Source organism: Achromobacter sp. DH1f (genome assembly GCF_000633435.1).
Taxonomy (GTDB): domain Bacteria; phylum Pseudomonadota; class Gammaproteobacteria; order Burkholderiales; family Burkholderiaceae_B; genus Achromobacter; species Achromobacter deleyi.
The window spans coordinates 93028-110299 of the sequence record NZ_AYMF01000028.1 but is presented as its reverse complement, the minus strand read 5'-3'; the positions used below and the strand labels follow the sequence as shown (position 1 = coordinate 110299).

Below are 17272 nucleotides of genomic sequence, written 5' to 3'. Positions count from 1 at the left end.
TCGATGGAATCCCGCGCGGGCGCCGCGGCGCAGGGCGGAAGGCAGGGCAAGCCCAAGGCGGCCGACAGGGCCTGAACAGATCATTCATGCCCAGCCCGGCTTGGATCAGGCAGCGGCATCCGACGTGCGGGTCAGGGCGCGGCTGGCGGATCGAACCATTGCTCGTCGATGGCCTGGGTCATTTCGTTGGGCGTGAGCTGTTGCGTAATGCGCCCGCGCTTGATGTAGCGATGTTCAAAGGAACGCGCGCCGCGCGCCATCACCTTGGCCTTGCACGCCGCGATGTGGTCCTCGCCGAAATGGCTGTTGAAGGTATTGAAAAGCACGACGCGCTGACCATCGAGGCCGGCCGCTTCAATTCGACCGCCGCCGGGTCATCCAGCAGCTCGCCCTTGCATGCGAACACGAAGCTGTTGGTCATGTCGTCGTCCATCACCTCGAACATCGACGAACCGAACGACGCCCGCACCCGGTCCAGGTATTCGCGGTGGTCCGGATGGTTCAACTGGAAATTGATCACCAGGATGCCGTCGTTGCGCAGCGCCTCGTGGCAGTCGGCGTAGAACTCGGCGGAACACAGCGCGTCGGGAATGTCCGCGTCGCCGAAACCGTCCAACAACAGCACGTCGGCTGCGTCCTGCAATTCCCGCAGGTGGTCGGCCGCATCAGCCTGGACCATCTGGAAACGGTCATCGTCGCGCGGCACCAAAAAAGCGTCGCGCAGCGCGATGACCCCGGGGTCGATCTTCACCACCTCGATGCGCGAACGCACCAGGTAGCGGTAGCAGAACTTGGCCAGCGAACCGCCGCCCAGCCCCACCATCAGGATGTCCGCCGGCGTCGGCGTGAACAGCACGAAGCCCATCATCATCCGCGTGTATTCCAGGTCGAGCGCGTCCGGCTTGAGCTTGGAAATTCGGCTCTGGATGACCTTTTCTGAGAAATGCAGGGTCCGGATGGTGCCTGATTCCTGTACGAAGGGCTTCTGGTCATCGCGCGGCGCGACGCTGAAGGGGGAATCGGGAATGGTGCTGGCTCGGGAAATGAGGTTGGGCGGTCGCAATCGCCAAAGATACCTCAGAACTTATGCGTCAGCGTCGCCATGAAGTTGCGCGGGTCGCCATAATTGCGCGTACTGTATAAATTGACCTGGGAATAGTATTTCTTGTCGAACACGTTGTTGATGTTCACCTGCAACGCGGTTTGCGGGGTGAACGCACAACGCGCCATCAGGTTGGCGATGGCGTAATTGCCGATTTCCGCGCGCCGCTGCACAAACGAACCGCTGCCGTCGGCCCCCCATACCGTGGCCCCCCGAACGGCTCTGCCATCGCACGCCCGCGCCCACCGTCAAGTTGCGCAGGGCGTCCGAGAACGCGTAGGTCGTGAACCGGTTGAACGTGTCGCGCGGCAACGATGTATTCAACTTCGCGCCATCGGGCCCCACCAGGTTGAAGTGAGCGTAGCCAGCCTTCAGGTTCCATCCCGGCAGGATTTCACCAGCAAGTTCGACCTCGAAGCCATTGCTCTGGGTTCCGCTGACGCCACGATAGGCCTGCGCCAGGGTGTTGGGCACGACATTGTCCAGATCGGGTTCCGCGACATTGTCCTGCTTGGTATGGAACACCGACAGCGACGCATTCAAGCGCTTGTCGAAGAACGAGCTCTTAATGCCAGCCTCGTAGTTCTTGCCTTTGACGGGATCCAGATCTTGCCGCTGGCATCCTGATTGCTCTGGGGCTGGGAAATGTCGGTATAGCTGGCGTAGACCGACAGGTTGTCGTTCACGTCGAAAACCACGCCCGCGTACGGCGAAACAACCTCGAACGTGCGGATAAGACTGTTGTTCCAGTTGGTGTAGCGGGCGCCCACGATGACCTTCAGCGGATCCGCCAACGAAAACCTGACTGCCGTGTACAAGCCGATCTGGCGAGTGCGGTCATCCAATTCCGGCACCTTCTCGCCCCAGACCGGATTGGGGTAGCTGCCATTCCAATCTTTCAAACTTCCGGTGTAGTCAGTCCGGGAAATCGGTTTCCTGACCGTGCCTTGGTTGCTTTGCCAGGTTCCCGAGCCACCGGTCATGAACTCGTGGCGGCGGCCGAATAGATTGAAATCTCCGTCCAGCTTGGCATTGACCGAATTTTGCGTGCGCGCGCCTTCAAACCAATTCGAATAGACGTCGGACGCGGTCGTGTTCCACGTGTCGGGGTCGATCAAGCCGTCCAGGCTCATGCGCAGCTTGGCGTCATATTCCTGCTTGCTGCGGGCGTAGCCGATCTGGCCGGTCCAGCCGTTTTCGAATTGGTGATCCACGGTGGCGAAGTGCGATTGCGTGGTGCTGTTCCATTGCGACCACTTCGGCGCGGCGTTGTAGGATCGCGGCCAGTCGATCTCCTGGCCATTGTTGAACCAGCCTGTGCCCAGCGCCCCGCCCCACGTCGACGCGGTAGGCCGGTTGGCCTGGTAGCCCGCGCTAACACGCAACAGGGTTCGGTCGGTCAGGCTGGCCTCGACGGTGCCGTAGACCACGCCTTTCTTTTTCTGTTAGTTGTCCAGGGACGAATTGCCCTGCTGGCCGGCGGCCACAAAACGGCCGCGCATCGTCGCATCCTGGTTGAAGGGCGTGGAGACATCGATGGTGCTGCGGTAGTTGTCCCACGAGTCCACGGACGCGGTGACTTCGCCGGTGAGCTTGTCGCTGAACGCCCGCTTGCACACCAGTTTGATGGCGGCCGACGAATTGCCGGCGCCGGTCATCAGCCCCGTGGCGCCGCGTACGATCTCGACGCGATCGTAGATGACCGAATCCAGATCCGACTCGCCCGCCGCGTAGGGTGACGAGAACGTCGTTGGCATGCCGTCGTACTGATAGTTCTCGACGGCAAAACCGCGATAGCTGAACGACGATCGCTCGGTATCGTAGGCGCTTTCGGCCATGCTTGTGGTCGTCCGCAGGACTTCGGTGAGCGACCTGGCGTCCTGGTCGTCGATCTGCTGCCGCGTCACGACGGATACCGATTGCGGCGTGTCGCGGACCGAAAGCGCCAGGCTAGTGGCCGTACTCATCGCGCGGGTCGTACAGAACCACGTTCCCTCGGTGGTCGCCGCAGCGAACCCGTCGCCCGTCACCGTCATGGATGACAATTCAACGGGCCCCGGGTCCGTTGATCTCGTCAGCGCGTAAGTGCCGTTGGCCGTGCGCACGGCCCGCAGGCCATGTCCGGCCAGCAGCGCGGTGAATCCGTCCGCAACGGTATAGCGGCCCTGCAACCCCGCGCTGCGCTGCCCTTGCAGCAGACCCGCGTCCATCGACAGCGCCCCCCCCCGCCTGGTTGGCAAAGGAGGTCAGCGCCTGGCTCAACGTACCGGGTGGAATGCTCGCGTGGGCATCGGTTGGGGGGATACCATGGTGGGGCCTCTCGGTTCAGGAAATCAGCAGGGGTTCACCCTATTTCCCGAACGAGAAACCAAAACCCTCAAAACCGCTTACCGAGATGTGCGGGGTTGGCCGGCCCGCGCTTGAACGGTGACCCAATCTCGGCTGCGATAGACCACCTCGAGCGGCAGCCCAAGCGTCAAGTTGTGCAGCGCCCGGTCGGTGTCACGCAATGAGAAGACGCCGCAGACCTTCAGGTCGGCGATCTCCGGCGCGCAGCGCACCCAACCCCGTCGATAGCGGGCCAACTCTGCAACGAAGTCGCTCACGCGCATGTCGTCCGCCACCAATATTCCGCGGGTCCAGGCATCGCTATTGGCCGGCACCCCTTGAGTGCCCAGCACGTGGTTGGACGAAAAATCGGCCTCGTGACCCGCATCGATCCTGATGGCCTGTTCTGGCGCCGCGACGGTGCGCAGTTTCACCGCCCCCTCGAATACGCTCACCCGTAAATAGCGGTCTTCCTGCCTGACGACAAAACGGGTGCCCAGCGCCACGACCGAACCATCCTGGCTCTGTACGCGGAACGGGCGATGCGACACCGCGGGGTCGGGCGCGGTAGTTACCATGATGGCGCCGCCGCGCAGCACAATCAGGCGCTCACGCGCATCGAACACCAAGTCGATCGCCGACGCGTTATCCAAGAGGACACGCGTGCCGTCGGGTAGCGAGATTTCGCGAATCTCGCCCGTCTCCTTACAGTGGACGGCCATGGCCGTCCGCCAGGCCTGCGCCCCGCGGACCTGGTAGGCGATGCCGCCAACCGCCAGGCCAAACGCCAACAATTTCAGGGCGCGCCGCCGGGGCGCGCGCGCCCCGACGCCTGGATCGCGCAGCGCGTGGCAAGCCAGGCCCATCGGCACACCGGCCAGCTTGGTATCGAAAAACTGCAGCCGGCTCCAAGCCAGCTCGTGGTCCGGATGCTGGGCCCGCCATTGCGCACATGCCGTCTTGTGCGCGTCGCTGGCCTCGTCCGACCAGATCCGCACCATCCAATTCGCTGGCCTGCCGCACGACGGCCGGGTTGCGCAGCTTCAATCTGACGCCGCCGGTGCAGGTCAATGACCAGACCGTTGGCCACCTGCGCCAGATGACGTCGCGATTCACCCTCTGGTGGGATACGGCCCGAGCACATGATGCGCAAATAGGTGTCGTGCGCCAGATCGGCGGCGTCGAACGCGTTGCCCATCCTACGGCGTAGCCAACTGCGCAAGCAGCCGTGGTGGTCGGTGTAGAGCGTTTCTATTCGTGATGGTGTAAGAATTCCGACACGGCCACGATACCCGTCTAGCGCCTGGCGGCCTGCAGGGCTAGGCCTTTCCGAAAATACGAATTGTTCTCAACAAATAGAGCAAGGCATTTCCCCGTAAACCGGCCAGCCTGACTGAAGAACCGCGGCCCAGTACGCCATACATGTAACTTCACCCGGCGCTTGTTGATCGCCCGCCACCGGCGACCTTTCCGGATGCAGGTCGGGCAAGTCCAATTCCTGTGCGTCGAGGATGGGCTGACCGTTCAGGGCTTCCGTCAGCTAGGCGGCGGCATCCCGCGGCAACAAGCCCAACCCCTCAAGGTCGGGGGAATCGATCGCATCGAAATACTCGTCCAGGGTCACGGCGGCCATGCCGATGAACACGCTGACCATCAGCACGGCGTTTAGAGGGGCTAACAAAACCGATCTACGAAGCGCAGGCAGATGATGGCACAGGCGAGCTTGAGCGGTGCCAAATGGGTCGCGAGCTGACGCTCGAAACGAATGCGCAGCTTGCCGAACCCCGCGTGCGTGAGCTCGACCCCCCAGCGATGGCGCCCGAGGCGTTAACTGCTCTGGACGCCGCGCCGAGCGATGCGGGCCTGGATGCTGCGCTGGCGTAGCGCCTTGCGGCACTTGTCGTAGTCGTAGCTCTTGTCTGCATGAACTTTGTCGAGCCGCTTCCTCGGTCTACCTTGCAGGCCCGCGACCGGCTGTACTGCGTCGATCAGGTCTTCGAAGAACATCGAATCATGTCGATTCGCACCAGTGACCAAGATCGCCAGCGGCAGCGGCCATCGGTCAGAACGTGGCGTTTGCTACCGAGCTTGCCCCGGTCGGTCGGGTTGGGGCCAGTGTTCTGGTACCCCGGGGGCTCGAGACACTCGCGCCGTCGATGCTGGCCCGGCTCCAGTCGATCTGATGGTACTGGCGCAGGCGTTGCAGCAGTGCCTGGTGCAGACAATCCCAAACACCGTCACGTTGCCACTGACGCAAGCGCCGCCAGCAGGTCATGCCGCTGCCAAAGCCCAGCTCCTGCTGGAGGTCTTCCCAAGCGATGCCGGTCATCAGCACGAAGAGAATGCCGTTGAAGGCTGCACGGTCACTGCACCGGAAGGCTTGGACGTTGGGACCAGAGGCTGCAGGTCCTGCCAGAGCTTCTGGCTGAACAGCGGTCGTTTCAGCCTCCAATAGATAGTATTCCATCGGGCAGGTTCCAGGTTTTGTTGGCCGCGCTTAATGGCAAAATAGACAATGTCTGAAGCGGGCTTCATAGGTGCAAATGGCTCGGTTGAACTCATTTGCGCGAAGAAGACGTACTTATTTGTGCAACCGAACGACGGTCGCGGCAGCCTCGGCCATCGCTATTGTATTACTTTACATAAGAAAGATTATGCGCAGGACTGGAACGGTTGGGTAAAAATATTGAAATTTTGGGATAATGGTATCCGAGACCGCGATCCGTTACCGTTTCGGCTAATGCAGTTCTTCCGGGCGAGATTCGGAAATTCCAGCGATCGGTTCCGGGGCCACACCGATGGCAAATCGAAGTCCGCCGTATTGCTCCATCACAGTCAGAAGCAATTCGAGCTGGCAAGCGGCATCGTCGTCCAAACGCTCCAACAAGTGCTGGGCGCGCTGCAGAATGTGGATGCGCTGCCGCAGTTTCTCGAATGAGGCCAACGGCTTGTCGATAGTCAGTCGCCCTTGATCCAGCGCGTCCGCAATTTCCCGCGCCTCCTCCTGCAGCATGTGCTTTACTGGCTTCTGCTGCGGGCCGGTGGAAGCGACTGTTTCGCTCCTGGCAAAAAGGGTTTCGGGCGCCATCCTGTTCGCGAGCGAGAGGAACTCAATCCCAATGGCTGCAATTTCATTGGGCTTGACGTAGACAGACAATGCCTTTCGCGCGCCGATCTTGCCTTTCGGCGATCGCTCTCGCACGGAGAGCGCTACCGAACTCGGCATGTCTGGCGCCGCATACCCCTGGCTGTGCTCTGCGCACACCAACAGCTCACCGATTTGGAAGTGGAACAACTTATCGCTTCGTTTCATGAAGCCCCCCCAATTGAATCGTGGTGTTTTGGACGCCCGGGCAGCCGCCGGCGTGCCTCTGTCGGTATTCCGAACAAAAAGGCTGATCGTCATCCATAAGCGGGATCAGCGCGTGGAACACGTCTTGGCTGATCTGCGCCACTTTCCTGCCGCTTGCGACTAGGCTGCCTTCCTCGTGAACTTCCCCGACCTGGATCCAACAAGCAAATCGCACGTCCATGCGGATCATGTAGGTCCGGTCTAAGGTCAGTACCTCTTTCGCTTCTTCAATGGTTGTGATCAATGTCATTGGATTAAGGCGCGAAGCCCCTCATAACTCACTCAAACGCCTCGGCTCCTCACTTAGGACTCGAGGCCGAGATGAGCCCGTGCAACCGGGAGCTCTACAGGGTCTTCAATCGTCGTGATTTTTCGTTTGTCGTCCCACCCTTCCAACAGATCGTGTTGAGTGCGGTAGTCGTCTCGCTGTTGCTGTGACATTGACGCCCAACCGTCCGCCCGTCCGATTGACTCCCCAAGCTTCTGCTGGGCGTCGTTGCTGACGGCCGGCGCCCCTTTTAGCTTCGTTGCGAGAGCCGCAAGCTGTTCTCGAGTTGGCGAGGCCTTCTTGGTGTTTGCCATCCTGTCCATCCATTATTCAACGGGCTTCCGGCCGCAAACGGGGCGCAGCGCTACACCATATGTACCAACGGCTCGTGTTGATGATTGGCTACCTCTGATCGCGATCTGCCCCGGGCGACGTAATGTCCGGGTCCGGCTTCCTAGCTAGACGACCAAGGGCGTCCACGACGGACCTCAATAGGAGCGAACTGGGGACCACCACGGTCAAGAGAGTCATGTGTCGGTGGATGATCTCTGGCTTTAATAACCAGATCGTGAAGAGAATTGCTGCCCAGCCCAATGCCCAAGAAAGCACGCTAAATAGGAATTCCGAGCCGAAGCCCCTCCAACGCTTGGAAGACCAAATCGGATTCATAAGGACTCTGTTTCCACGCGTCTATTCTGATTAGGGTGCTGCTGTCTGGCCAAGCGGCTGGCTACTCTTCGTCGCTGAGGTTCACTTGGAGCGGAAAACCTTCCATTCCGCGTACAGGAGGTCAATCACGTCTACCGGAGCCACCCCAACGCTCCAGCAGGCCCGAAGCACGTCCTCGTATTTGTTCATCTGTGCCGCGATCACCTCGGGCGGGCAGTGATGCGTATTTGCAAGGGCGAACGCCACCACCTCGCGGTAGCGATCAAGGGTCCTGGTTGTGTTCGCTGTCATGTCTTGCTCTCTTTCTGCGCGGTGCCGGCACTTGCGCGACGGCGTGCCGCAGTCTCAGTGGGTTTTGCTTGGCCAAGGCCTTGCGGCCTGTGCGTGCAGCGGCTGCCCAGAGCGATTGAGCCGGCCCACGAGAGTCGAGGTGCGGATTGCGGCTTATGCATCTTGAGGGTCTGCCGAGGTTCGATAGTGGAGATGCTGCAGCTGCCGCAGTGTGTCTGCTAAGCAGCCGGCCACCACGGCGTCTTGCGCAGCTGGACTGAGTCCGATCAGTTTCAGGCGTAAGCCGGCCTCGATGACGTCTTCGAGCGAGAGAAGCTGTGCTAGGTCGTCGTCGACGGTCACTCGAAGGGCCGGCGCGAGCGGCGATATGGTCGCGGTACCCTGCCACACGGAAGTCGACTGCCCCTTAGGGCGATAGCTACCGGGCCAAGTGTCGATCGGAAGCGCAGCACCGCTCTTGAACAAGGGGCGAAGTACGTGCCGGCCGGCTAATGCTGCTAGCAGCATGTGGCACGCCCAGATGGCAAAAATGATTCCTGGGAGGATCATGTCGAGCGTATAGATCGAACCCGGGGGAACAACCTGAGCGGTCTCACCATGGCCGAGGGCAATGAGGCCGCCCTGGGTTAAGGCTAGGGCAGCGACCTTGAGCCCATACATCGACAAGCACCCAACAACAACGCCGCAGACGCTGAGGGCCGTCAGAAGCAGGGTTAGCTTAGGCGTGCCGATGGCTGCGATGCAGAGACGGCAAATTGCGCTATCGAGCCGGCGGCTACGCAGTCGTTCCGCGGGCGACTTAAACAGGCGAAGGCTCATTGAATGGTGGTTAAAAGAATGAACGGTGATAATAACGCATACTGAAAATAACCCAAAAGAGAGCCCCAGAGAATTTGGCTAGCCGCCCTGGTCGACTGGCGGCCAGGTGGCAATTCTTTGGCAACGGGTCTCGCGTTGCTAGGCTGACCTCAGAATTGTTTGAGGAGGTCTCGAGTGTCAGCAAAGCGGAAAATGAAAGCCGCGGTTGAGGCGGATGCGGAGCTCAATGCTCTCGTTGCGCGCGCAGAGTTGCTGCCCGCTGCCGTGGGGGAATTGTTGGCTGTAGCACGCCGTGCCGTAGACCGACGGCATGAGTCGGCGATGGCCGGGGACGGTCCGGGTGTCTTGGCGGCCCTGCAGACGTACGAGGCTGTCATCTGGAAGATGAATGGAGGCACGTTCTTCGCTTGCATGGATTCTGCCGATCCCGACGCTGCTGGGCATGTGGTGTCGCGGCATTGCGCAGCCGTGCCAGGGGAAGATCCAAAGTGGGGCCAGCAGGGCCAATTTCTGATCTGCGAGCGCGGCATGCGCGCTCGTGTTGAGGTGCTCGAGGGGTTTGGCAAAGGCGAGATTCGTCTGCATTTTCACGTCGTTGATGTGCACCGTCCGTTTATCAGCGAAACGGGCTTCTGGTCAGCCTTTGCCAAGCTGCGATTGGGCGTGTCTCCTCGGCAAATCGTGGAAGAAATCTTTCGCGAGCGGATCAGCAGTCGGCCGGTTTTCCTCGAAGCTCGAGCTGTCTCTCGGTACGCAGCCGAGCCAGTTCCTACATGGTTGGAACGCGCGCTTGGGTCCGCTGTCGCTGTTGCGCCCCCGGACTCGCAGAATCAATTGATGCTGGCGTTTTAGGCTTAATCGCCCTCGGTCGTTGAAGCCGCGGGTGGGCGGGCAAAAAGTTTTGGCTGCCCTACCCCGGTCGATAGGATGGTTCTCACAAGGAGAGCCTATGAAAACACCTACTTTCAAGCATCAACGGACCGCGAGTATTGCCCTGGCCAAGTACGGCTGGATCGGTGAATCGATCGCAATTGGCGCGCCCTGCCCGGCCGACCTCGGCCTTATGTGGCATGTCCTGGACGACGACCAGGTCGACGTCGAGAGCGAGATCATGGCGATTACCGCGGCTGGGGGCGTGATTGTCAAAATGAGCGCGCGAAATGATGACAGACTTGACCAGATTGACCTGATTTTCGCTATTACGCCGGCCGGGTATGAGAAGCTATCTGGTCATGCTGCGCAACCGATGGAGTGGCTTAAGGTGGAGGCGGATGATGACGTCGCCCGCTGAACGCATGGCTCTTGGCCAATTCCCTACCCCCGGGTGGGCCGCCGAAGCTCTGTACGAGCGCCACTTCGCGCATCTGGGCCGCGGCGATGTGGTGTGGGAGCCGACGTGCGGGCCCGGGTCGTTTCTGGCCGTGGTGCCGGAAGAGGTGGAAGCACTTGGGTCTGAGTTGGACCCGGAGCTGGCGGCCGCTGCCACCGCGTCCACGGGCCGCGTGGTGCTGCAGGGCGATTTCGAAGCAGTGACGCTGCCGGCCGCCCCCACCACCATCATCGGGAATCCCCCTTTTCAACTTGACCTGATCGACCGCTTGCTGCGAAAGGCGCACGCGGTACTCCCGTCGGGTGGGCAAGCGGGCCTGTTGCTCCCGGCCTACGCGTTTCAGACCGCTGCGCGCGTGGCCGGCTATGCCGAAGACTGGTCGATTTCCCAGGAAATGATTCCTCGGAACATCTATCCTGGCCTGGAGCTGCCGCTCGTTTTTGCGCTGTTCACCAAGGACGGCCGCCGGCGATTGTTCGGGTTTGCTCTGTACCGGGAGACCGCGGATGTACAGAAGTTTCCTCGCCAGGTTCGGGCGGAATTGGATGGCCACCGCGGCCCGGTGTGGGCGCGCGCTATTGAATCTGTCTTGCGCATGTTGGGGGGAGAAGCCGATTTGAACGCCATCTACGGCGCGCTCGCGTCAGCGCCGGCGCGTCCAAGTTCAAATCCATGGTGGAAAGAGAAGGTGCGGCAGACCCTGCGGCGCTACGATCGCTTTCGGGTCGTGGGCCCCGGCCGGTACGCGCTGACGGGCGGAGCCGAGGGAAGCGGCGGCGGAATGTGCCAGTTGGTTTTGATCTGACAGGGAGTGAAGTGGCCGCGCGGATTGCGCGGCCACTTCACTCTTTCGACGGCCGGCTCCAGGCCATATGTGTCCTTTTGCACTGTCGCTCTTGGCAGGTAGCGGCGGCGGCAAGTTACTGGTCGTGGTGCGCTTGGTCACTCCCGCTGGCGTTCGTAAGCATGGAAGATTTCGGCGACTGGTGTAGCGCGCGGGACAACAAGGATTTGCAGGCGCAGGAGCGTTTCGTCGATGTTGGCCTGGTTTGGAAGCAGGCAACCTGCCCGCTCAAGGGCGTTCAGCCGGATATGCTCGCTGGCGCTCGGTGGAGGTGGCAGCTGACGCTTGCAAGACGGTTTGCACGCGCTCGATCGTGTTCTGCAGCGCTATTGGATCAAGGTCCACAGGCTGCGCCGCGGCGGATGGGACGACGAGCCGCGGACGGGCGGACTGCCGCTCCTGCAGCTTCTGGTCGACCCGGCTGTCCAGCCACTTCTGCCAACCTTGTACCTCCTCGGATCGAGTGAGGGCTGGTTGGCCCGTCTGAGCGCGAATGCTGCGGTTTTCGGCCATCGTACGGTCGAAGCCATCAAGGGTTTCAGCCGCCCAGTACAGGCCACCCACCAAGAGTTTGCGGTCGCCGTCGCCCATCTGAGCAACTTGTGCCTGGTCGAGTCGGGCCATGCCATAGTCGCGTACAGTGGTCTCGTCCAGGCCGATCTGATCGCGGATCTGGACGAGGTCCAAGAATTTCATGTTTGCGAGGCTAACGTACCGCTGGGGGGCGGGGACGCTGGCCGCGGCAGATTCCTGCGGTGCTTGCTGCGCCTGCACAGGCGTAGGCGCCATGGTGATGCTTGCGGCAAGTCCGCAGGCCACCGCGGCGGCGGCGAACGCCTTGACTGCGCGCCCCCATCCTGGGGGCGATGAGGCCGTGGCGCCGATCAGGTCGACCGCGCTGTCGGAGCGGAAGATCGCTTGCGCCCGTTCGCTGAGCTTGGAGGCAATGTCCACCTTGCGTGACTCGAGTATCTTCAATCCTGCGCTGCTGGTCATGCGAAAAGCTCCCTAGGTGAACGATTCAATCGTGAGGAGGAAATCGGGAGAGGGAATCCCGTGATCGGTGATTGGAATAACAATCAGGTCCAGATCGTGTTGGATCTGGTGGAGCAATTGCGCCGGGAGCGGTTCGCCGTCGCCGACTTGCTCAAGAAGCTTATCGGCGGCCGTCCAGTACAGAATTCCCCCTAGTAGTCGCGCGCGCGTGGGCGCCCCTCGGCCTGGCCGATCTTGAATCAGGAGGCAGCACGCCCCAGTGTTTCGATCCGCCGCCACTTGATAGTGGACTGTTTCGGGTAAGGACACAGTGAACTCCAATTGCCCGAGGTTGCCGTGCACGGGTCAGTGCATACCCCTCGGATATGTCGGAATGAATTGTACAAACAAAAAAACAAAACCACATGCTCGACGGCGTGAATGTTGCGGCTAGCCTGGCAGAGTCAATGGCAGAACTGGCGCTATCATTTTATAAATTTCTCGCAATAGTTCGCGTAAAATTTAATCTATTGCGGAAAAAAATTGGGATTCTAGATGAGAGGCGACGGTCCACTGAAGCGGCTGAACACGGAAGTAGTAAGAGGCTCGCCGCTGGGCACGGAGGAACTGGCCGGCGCCGGAGTTTCGCCCGCTTTGGCGAACTATTACGTGAAGACTGGCTGGCTCCGGCGGCTTGGTCGAGGGGCCTTTGCCTTTCCTGCGGACGAACTCGCCCCCTATAAATGTGTAGCGTTCCTGCAGGCCAAGTGGCCGCGAATGCATCTGGGCGGCGCGGCCGCTCTTCGTGCTCGCGGCCTGCGGACTCCCTGGGCCGACGTAGAAGAATTCGAGTTCTGGGGACTGGACGCAGTGAGGCTTCCGGAGTGGTTCACCGAACGATTCACTGCCCGCTACGTACAACGTGCCGGCCCGGCCGAGATTGCGGGCAGACGATATGCCCCGTCGCTTGTCGAAATCGGCGGGGCGCTGGTTCTCGCCTCAGAGCCGGAACAAGCCATTCTCGAGTTGCTGACCACGACCGAATCTAACGGGCCGGCCGGACAGCGCGCGCTGGTGGCTCAGCTCGGCGTTGCGGTCCCGCTGCGCGCCGACGTGATGGCGAGCGCGATTGCGACCTGGCCGAGGGCCGGCGTGCGTGCGGCCGCCGCCGCCCTGATTCGCAGAGAGGGATAGACGTACATAGCTGGCCGTATTGTCTGCAGGCCAGGAACGCGATGGGGCCGGCGTTGACCTACCTATAGAGGGCGGTGTCCGGTCCCACAGCGATCACGCCGCTGCGAAGTGGTTGGGCCCGATCACGGCCACCGTAGGGGATTGGTAGGCTAGCCAAGCGAGCTCTTCGTCTTTTCCGTCGGAGCTTCGACATCGATTCAACACGAACTCCTGCAGGCTGGGATTGTGGCGGTAGGATGCAACGCCCTCCTCTAGGCTGGCCGTCACCTCCGACAAGCTGCGAGAGGACGTGCGGGGCATCCACAAGTAGTTTGGCGCCCAGGTCACCGAGGTGTTCCCTCCATCGATTGCATTAAGCTGCCGAGCCTTCAGATGCCGCTGATCGGTCGTCACGTCAAAGATGTGGTCTCCCACCAGCAACCAGGCATGATAGTGTGCCGCGGTACCGGAGGTAGGCTGGCCATTGGGAAAGTGGGAGATGACATCGCCGTCGCCGCGACCAACTCGCCACGCGGCGTGGCCGACCGCGAGCTGCGCAGTGACGCCCAGGTGCTGCAGCACGTGCCGAGCCATGTGTGCATGTGCGAGGCAGTCGCTCCCCAGATGGCTGCTTGCAGCTGCGCAGATCCGTTGGACTGCGCCGGCGACCCGGCTGAGATCGATTTGCCGGCACCGGTCGGATTCTCGACGTTGCTCGATCTGGCGTTGTTTTGCTTGCCCCATTGTCAAAGCCTTGTATCAAATATCGGATAATCCATCCTACCTAGGGCGTCTGGAGTTCCCAAGAATATGCACCAGGGAAATTCTTTGTGATCGGCAAGCCGGCTGATACGGTGAAGATGTGGCCAACAACTGGCATGGCTATTGATCCAATTCCCATATTGAAATAGGAGCTGTTGACGATGTCTGCCAATCAAATGTTGGTGCCGTACGTGCTCGTGGCCGGGTTCTTGAGTGGGGGCTATGTGGCACACGAATTCTTTGAGGCACAGGGATTGTATTTTGTGGGGGCGGGTATCGTCGGCGCGGTTGTGTATTTGGCCGCCTGCCTTAGCCTCTATGGATTGTGGCGTGCGTTTCGCGCCCTCTGAGCGACGCAAAGGATGAGGCGATGTGGCGAGTGATCTTCGTGGCGGTGGTCTGGTGGTTCGTGGTCGATACCGTCGAGGACTATGGCCGCATCTGGGATTCGTGGGCGTATCCAACCAAGGGGGTGACGGTCACCTTCTCCGATGACACGCAATTGAAGGGCGACCTTTCCAAGGCGTGGACTAAGGAGTGGATTCTCCGAAACGCTGATGGCTCCGAGTTCCACATTTTTAACTTCAAGTCTATGCAATTCGCAAAGCCAGAGGCTTCGCGGAGCTTTGCTGCCGCGTGGCGCGCTTGGCTGCCAGCGGCATTGGTCCATATTGCCTTTGTTTGCTATTTCATCCCGCCCCTCTTCCGGCGTCGACGCGTCTGAGTCAAGCTATTTTGATCGATGTGGTTCTTGGGCATGGGCACCACATCCTTTGCCTTCGCTTTGGATCGTGAAAGCTTTGGGGCGCGCCTGCGGGTAGCTATCTTGGTGTGGTTGACGACGGGGCAGCTTCCGCTGTTCCGCTCAATCAGAGACCAAGGAATATCCCCATGAAAGCTACCAAACTCGCCGAGTACCTTCAAACGGTGGGCCTGAGCATCACTGCGTGCACGAGGCCGCTGATGGCATGGCGCCCACTGTCTGGCTGACCCCAACGGTCAGCATCGTCAGTCGCGACCGCTGCTTTTTCGTCGAGATGGAGGGCAGCGCATCGACTGAACGGCGTCGATTCGACTCCAGGTCCAGAAGCAAGGCTGCTCTCTTTGCCGCCACCTTGCCTGGGATTGTGGCTGACTTCGTGATTCGCGAGTTCGAGCCCGGCGGGCGGCTTCGTAGCGAAGAGGCCGTGCGTGGGCAATCGTTCGCTGACGCCGTCAACGCTGCGCGCCGGCGGCGCGCTGAGTTTGGGCGTTCGGTCTATGTCGGTATGGCCAACGTGTCGGAACACTTGTTCGCCCATTCGCATCGAGCGATGGCCGAGCACTTTGCGCCTGGTGTGCAACCAGTGCCAATGCCGTCTGATATGCCGCGGCGCCGCGAGTTCCTGCTGGAAGTCGCATGCGTGGCCGATGTTCGGATCAGTGCTTCGAGCGAGGGCGAGGCGCGGCGCGAGATCCAGAATCGCCTGGCGGCGCTCGAAATCAGCTTGGGAGTTGGATCTGCAGGCAAGGCGATTCTGGCTACGCTCAGCATCGAGCCGTCCGTCGCAGAATAGTCGCCGGCTCGATAGAATCCAAATCGAACGCGATCACCGACGGCACTCGGTATCGCGTTGGATTGCCCGCCCTGATTCCGAGCTCGAGGCGCCAGCGCGGGCGCCGAGCCAACTGGCTGAAGACCAGCCCTTCGAGGGCACGGGTGGGTTTTAAGCGTCTGCGCTGAAGATTTTGGGCACGAGGGTGATCGTGAGCGTGAAGAAGATGGCGTAGGCAAAGGAAGCCGCTATCGTCCATGCTGCCGGCACTGGATGCTTGGGTGCAGCCGCTTGCGTGTCCCTCGCAATCGCATTGCGCAGGCCGTTGACGACGAAGCGCGAGGTTCGATAGACAAAGGGCAACCAGGCTATCCAAACCATGATCGTCATGACATGGTTGCCAAAGCCTTCCACGCGGTTAACTAGCGGCCCTGAATAAAACTCGGCAATGATGAAAAAGCCGATGATCTGGAAAATCGTAGGGATGACTAGGGCGCCCATCAGTAGCCTATGTTATGAGTCGTTGTTGCGTGGAATCCCTCAACACTCGTAGTGCCCAGGGGATTGCCAATTTGCTCGCAAGGAATCAGGCGATCAGAGTTCGGTCGACGACTCACAGGGCATGAGTAATGGCGAGCCAAACAGACGCTTGTTGGCCAGGATGATTCAGCAGCAAGTATAAATCATAATTACTATTCATCATGAAAATGGCCGCCAGGCGCGCTACCCCAGTTCGCCCGTCGCCACGCGCCAAGCAGCGTGCAAGCGGGTGGCAGAGAGGTCTTGGCGATAGCCCATCAGTGTTTGCACGTCGTCGCGGCCTAGGCCGCGGCTGAATAGGTGGGCGGCAAAGCTGTTGCGCAGCAGCTGGGGCGTGATGGGCGAGCCGTCGCCGCCGGCCGACCGCTGGAAACCTTCAAAGAATGTTTCGACCAGGCGCTCGATAGAGCGTATGGAAAGCACACCGCCGCCGGCTGCGCGGGGAAAGAGCGGGAACGTGTCGCCGGCGTTGGCCGCCGCCGGCGCCGTTGATTTGAGCTCGGTCAGCCAATGTACAAGGGCGCCGCCCGCCCAAGGCGGGACTCGGATGCGCCGCTCTTCAGCCGTTGTCGCCTGGACGTGAATCTCAATGGCATTCGGTGCCATCGCCTGCCCTTCGGTGCCGGGCAATGTACATTGAACGTCGTTAACAGACAGATGGCTCAGTTCAACCGGCTTCACACCTGAACCGAGAAGAACGGCGCATGCCGCTCGGTTTCTGCTGAACCGCCAGGCGGCCGGCGCGCGCTTGCTGGACAGCTCTGGGCGGGCCTTGGCCCGCCTCACCTGGGGCGCTTGGACGCTTTCGATCCAGTCGACGACGGCCCCATGGTCGGAATCGCTCAGGAAGTCGGTGTCATCGTTGCGCTCCGCTAGGCGCCAGCCGTTGCGCCGTTGAACCGCGGCGTTCGCCGCGGGGTTTTGTGCCCCTACCCTAGTGCGTGCGATGTCGTTGAAGGCGCGCTCGATCAGGCGGTGGATCCGCTCGCGCTGTTCTAGCCTCATTTCGGAGCCTTCCAAGTAGAGCCGGATAAGGTCGGAATCGACTTGGGCGAACTCGACCTGGTGCGATCGCAGATAGGAGACGAATCCGCCCCATAGTGAGCGGTACACCGTTCGGGATGATGTCGCTAATTTGTGCGAATCCATCCAGACTTCGAACGCTTCCGTGGGCGAATTCGACCAGTCCGTTAGCGACCCATGGAAGAGATCCCCGGCCGGCCGAGGGGGCGCAGGCTTGGAGCGGAGAGGATGGGTCATGGCGGAAAGCCTCTGTCTGTTAAC

General features: G+C 60.9%; 20 protein-coding genes and 3 pseudogenes. 7 read left to right on the top strand and 16 right to left on the bottom strand.

Annotated elements, in window-relative coordinates; all coding sequences use genetic code 11:
- Nucleotides 1-131 precede the first annotated feature (131 nt).
- From U858_RS36410 to U858_RS0123990, 12 genes and pseudogenes are all read right to left on the bottom strand, one after another.
- Nucleotides 132-260, bottom strand: a complete 129-nt coding sequence (locus U858_RS36410) for a hypothetical protein (RefSeq protein ID WP_255358806.1) — start codon at nt 258-260, stop codon at nt 132-134.
- The gene (locus U858_RS0124045) at nt 260-1063 is read right to left on the bottom strand and encodes a fused MFS/spermidine synthase (protein ID WP_232786597.1); all 804 of its coding nucleotides are present in this window, start codon (nt 1061-1063) and stop codon (nt 260-262) included. Before U858_RS0124045 ends, U858_RS36410 begins: the two co-directional genes overlap by 1 nt.
- Nucleotides 1064-1084: 21 nt before the next feature.
- A pseudogene (locus tag U858_RS35745) lies at nt 1085-2532 on the bottom strand (TonB-dependent siderophore receptor).
- A gap of 15 nt (nt 2533-2547) precedes the next feature.
- Entirely contained in the window at nt 2548-3312 is a 765-nt protein-coding gene (locus U858_RS35415) for a TonB-dependent siderophore receptor (RefSeq protein ID WP_051593670.1), read from the bottom strand.
- Nucleotides 3313-3489: 177 nt separating this feature from the next.
- A complete protein-coding gene (locus U858_RS0124035; protein WP_025139695.1) occupies nt 3490-4431 on the bottom strand; it encodes a FecR domain-containing protein in 942 nt (313 codons plus the stop codon).
- Between the two features lie 35 nt (nt 4432-4466).
- A pseudogene (locus U858_RS35410) lies at nt 4467-4703 on the bottom strand (sigma factor); the annotation flags it as partial.
- A 267-nt stretch (nt 4704-4970) separates the two neighbouring features.
- Nucleotides 4971-5111 carry a hypothetical protein gene (locus U858_RS35740; protein ID WP_157838855.1) on the bottom strand — a complete coding sequence of 47 codons (141 nt, stop codon included), beginning with the start codon at nt 5109-5111 and terminating at the stop codon, nt 4971-4973.
- A pseudogene (locus U858_RS35005) lies at nt 5105-5875 on the bottom strand (IS5 family transposase). The gene U858_RS35740 and the pseudogene U858_RS35005 overlap by 7 nt, the downstream one beginning before the upstream one ends.
- 292 nt (nt 5876-6167) lie before the next feature.
- Nucleotides 6168-6743: a hypothetical protein gene (locus U858_RS0124015; protein WP_157838854.1), complete on the bottom strand. Its 576-nt coding sequence runs from the start codon at nt 6741-6743 to the stop codon at nt 6168-6170.
- Entirely contained in the window at nt 6727-7032 is a 306-nt protein-coding gene (locus tag U858_RS0124010; RefSeq protein WP_025139693.1) for a hypothetical protein, read from the bottom strand. Before U858_RS0124010 ends, U858_RS0124015 begins: the two co-directional genes overlap by 17 nt.
- A 768-nt stretch (nt 7033-7800) precedes the next feature.
- Nucleotides 7801-8010: a hypothetical protein gene (locus U858_RS0123995; RefSeq protein WP_025139690.1), complete on the bottom strand. Its 210-nt coding sequence runs from the start codon at nt 8008-8010 to the stop codon at nt 7801-7803.
- Nucleotides 8011-8163: 153 nt separating this feature from the next.
- Nucleotides 8164-8829 (bottom strand): hypothetical protein, encoded by a 666-nt coding sequence (locus tag U858_RS0123990; RefSeq protein ID WP_025139689.1) that lies wholly within the window; start codon nt 8827-8829, stop codon nt 8164-8166.
- A 192-nt stretch (nt 8830-9021) separates the two neighbouring features.
- Between U858_RS0123990 and U858_RS0123985 the strand changes: the two genes are divergently transcribed.
- From U858_RS0123985 to U858_RS0123975, 3 genes are all read left to right on the top strand, one after another.
- Nucleotides 9022-9681: a hypothetical protein gene (locus tag U858_RS0123985; protein WP_025139688.1), complete on the top strand. Its 660-nt coding sequence runs from the start codon at nt 9022-9024 to the stop codon at nt 9679-9681.
- A gap of 97 nt (nt 9682-9778) precedes the next feature.
- Nucleotides 9779-10120: a hypothetical protein gene (locus tag U858_RS0123980; RefSeq protein WP_025139687.1), complete on the top strand. Its 342-nt coding sequence runs from the start codon at nt 9779-9781 to the stop codon at nt 10118-10120.
- Nucleotides 10104-10964, top strand: a complete 861-nt coding sequence (locus U858_RS0123975) for a DNA methyltransferase (RefSeq protein WP_025139686.1) — start codon at nt 10104-10106, stop codon at nt 10962-10964. Before U858_RS0123980 ends, U858_RS0123975 begins: the two co-directional genes overlap by 17 nt.
- A gap of 267 nt (nt 10965-11231) precedes the next feature.
- Here the strand turns inward: U858_RS0123975 and U858_RS0123970 are convergent, their stop codons facing one another.
- Nucleotides 11232-11999, bottom strand: coding sequence for a hypothetical protein (locus U858_RS0123970; protein ID WP_025139685.1), 768 nt, complete (start codon nt 11997-11999; stop codon nt 11232-11234).
- Nucleotides 12000-12533: 534 nt separating this feature from the next.
- Here U858_RS0123970 and U858_RS34380 point away from each other — a divergent pair.
- Nucleotides 12534-13172: an AbiEi antitoxin N-terminal domain-containing protein gene (locus U858_RS34380; RefSeq protein ID WP_025139684.1), complete on the top strand. Its 639-nt coding sequence runs from the start codon at nt 12534-12536 to the stop codon at nt 13170-13172.
- A gap of 93 nt (nt 13173-13265) precedes the next feature.
- On the opposite strand, the gene U858_RS0123955 is transcribed toward U858_RS34380, so the two are convergent.
- Nucleotides 13266-13733 (bottom strand): hypothetical protein, encoded by a 468-nt coding sequence (locus tag U858_RS0123955; protein ID WP_232786595.1) that lies wholly within the window; start codon nt 13731-13733, stop codon nt 13266-13268.
- 341 nt (nt 13734-14074) lie between these two features.
- Between U858_RS0123955 and U858_RS35735 the strand changes: the two genes are divergently transcribed.
- The 3 genes from U858_RS35735 to U858_RS0123940 all read left to right on the top strand — a co-directional run bounded on the left by U858_RS35735 (nt 14075) and on the right by U858_RS0123940 (nt 15469).
- Nucleotides 14075-14263: a hypothetical protein gene (locus U858_RS35735; RefSeq protein ID WP_157838853.1), complete on the top strand. Its 189-nt coding sequence runs from the start codon at nt 14075-14077 to the stop codon at nt 14261-14263.
- Between the two features lie 20 nt (nt 14264-14283).
- Nucleotides 14284-14637 carry a hypothetical protein gene (locus U858_RS0123945; protein ID WP_025139682.1) on the top strand — a complete coding sequence of 118 codons (354 nt, stop codon included), beginning with the start codon at nt 14284-14286 and terminating at the stop codon, nt 14635-14637.
- Nucleotides 14638-14860: 223 nt separating this feature from the next.
- A complete protein-coding gene (locus tag U858_RS0123940) occupies nt 14861-15469 on the top strand; it encodes a hypothetical protein (RefSeq protein WP_025139681.1) in 609 nt (202 codons plus the stop codon).
- Nucleotides 15470-15619: 150 nt separating this feature from the next.
- Here U858_RS0123940 and U858_RS0123935 read toward each other — a convergent pair whose 3' ends face one another.
- The gene (locus U858_RS0123935) at nt 15620-15949 is read right to left on the bottom strand and encodes a hypothetical protein (RefSeq protein WP_025139680.1); all 330 of its coding nucleotides are present in this window, start codon (nt 15947-15949) and stop codon (nt 15620-15622) included.
- A 222-nt stretch (nt 15950-16171) separates the two neighbouring features.
- A complete protein-coding gene (locus tag U858_RS0123930) occupies nt 16172-17248 on the bottom strand; it encodes a site-specific integrase (RefSeq protein WP_025139679.1) in 1077 nt (358 codons plus the stop codon).
- Between the last annotated feature and the right edge of the window lie 24 nt (nt 17249-17272).

What these genes read in the sequence shown, in the direction of transcription:
- U858_RS0123970 (WP_025139685.1), bottom strand. Translation starts at nt 11,999, where the DNA reads ATGACCAGCAGCGCAGGATTGAAGATACTCGAGTCACGCAAGGTGGAC.
- U858_RS36410 (WP_255358806.1), bottom strand. Translation starts at nt 260, where the DNA reads ATGGCGCGCGGCGCGCGTTCCTTTGAACATCGCTACATCAAGCGCGGG.
- U858_RS0123935 (WP_025139680.1), bottom strand. Translation starts at nt 15,949, where the DNA reads ATGGGCGCCCTAGTCATCCCTACGATTTTCCAGATCATCGGCTTTTTC.
- U858_RS35415 (WP_051593670.1), bottom strand. Translation starts at nt 3,312, where the DNA reads ATGGACGCGGGTCTGCTGCAAGGGCAGCGCAGCGCGGGGTTGCAGGGC.
- U858_RS0123930 (WP_025139679.1), bottom strand. Translation starts at nt 17,248, where the DNA reads ATGACCCATCCTCTCCGCTCCAAGCCTGCGCCCCCTCGGCCGGCCGGG.
- U858_RS0124015 (WP_157838854.1), bottom strand. Translation starts at nt 6,743, where the DNA reads ATGAAACGAAGCGATAAGTTGTTCCACTTCCAAATCGGTGAGCTGTTG.
- U858_RS34380 (WP_025139684.1), top strand. Translation starts at nt 12,534, where the DNA reads ATGAGAGGCGACGGTCCACTGAAGCGGCTGAACACGGAAGTAGTAAGA.
- U858_RS0123995 (WP_025139690.1), bottom strand. Translation starts at nt 8,010, where the DNA reads ATGACAGCGAACACAACCAGGACCCTTGATCGCTACCGCGAGGTGGTG.
- U858_RS0123945 (WP_025139682.1), top strand. Translation starts at nt 14,284, where the DNA reads ATGTGGCGAGTGATCTTCGTGGCGGTGGTCTGGTGGTTCGTGGTCGAT.
- U858_RS0123990 (WP_025139689.1), bottom strand. Translation starts at nt 8,829, where the DNA reads ATGAGCCTTCGCCTGTTTAAGTCGCCCGCGGAACGACTGCGTAGCCGC.
- U858_RS0123980 (WP_025139687.1), top strand. Translation starts at nt 9,779, where the DNA reads ATGAAAACACCTACTTTCAAGCATCAACGGACCGCGAGTATTGCCCTG.
- U858_RS0124010 (WP_025139693.1), bottom strand. Translation starts at nt 7,032, where the DNA reads ATGACATTGATCACAACCATTGAAGAAGCGAAAGAGGTACTGACCTTA.
- U858_RS0124035 (WP_025139695.1), bottom strand. Translation starts at nt 4,431, where the DNA reads ATGGTGCGGATCTGGTCGGACGAGGCCAGCGACGCGCACAAGACGGCA.
- U858_RS0123975 (WP_025139686.1), top strand. Translation starts at nt 10,104, where the DNA reads ATGACGTCGCCCGCTGAACGCATGGCTCTTGGCCAATTCCCTACCCCC.
- U858_RS0123985 (WP_025139688.1), top strand. Translation starts at nt 9,022, where the DNA reads ATGAAAGCCGCGGTTGAGGCGGATGCGGAGCTCAATGCTCTCGTTGCG.
- U858_RS35735 (WP_157838853.1), top strand. Translation starts at nt 14,075, where the DNA reads ATGTCTGCCAATCAAATGTTGGTGCCGTACGTGCTCGTGGCCGGGTTC.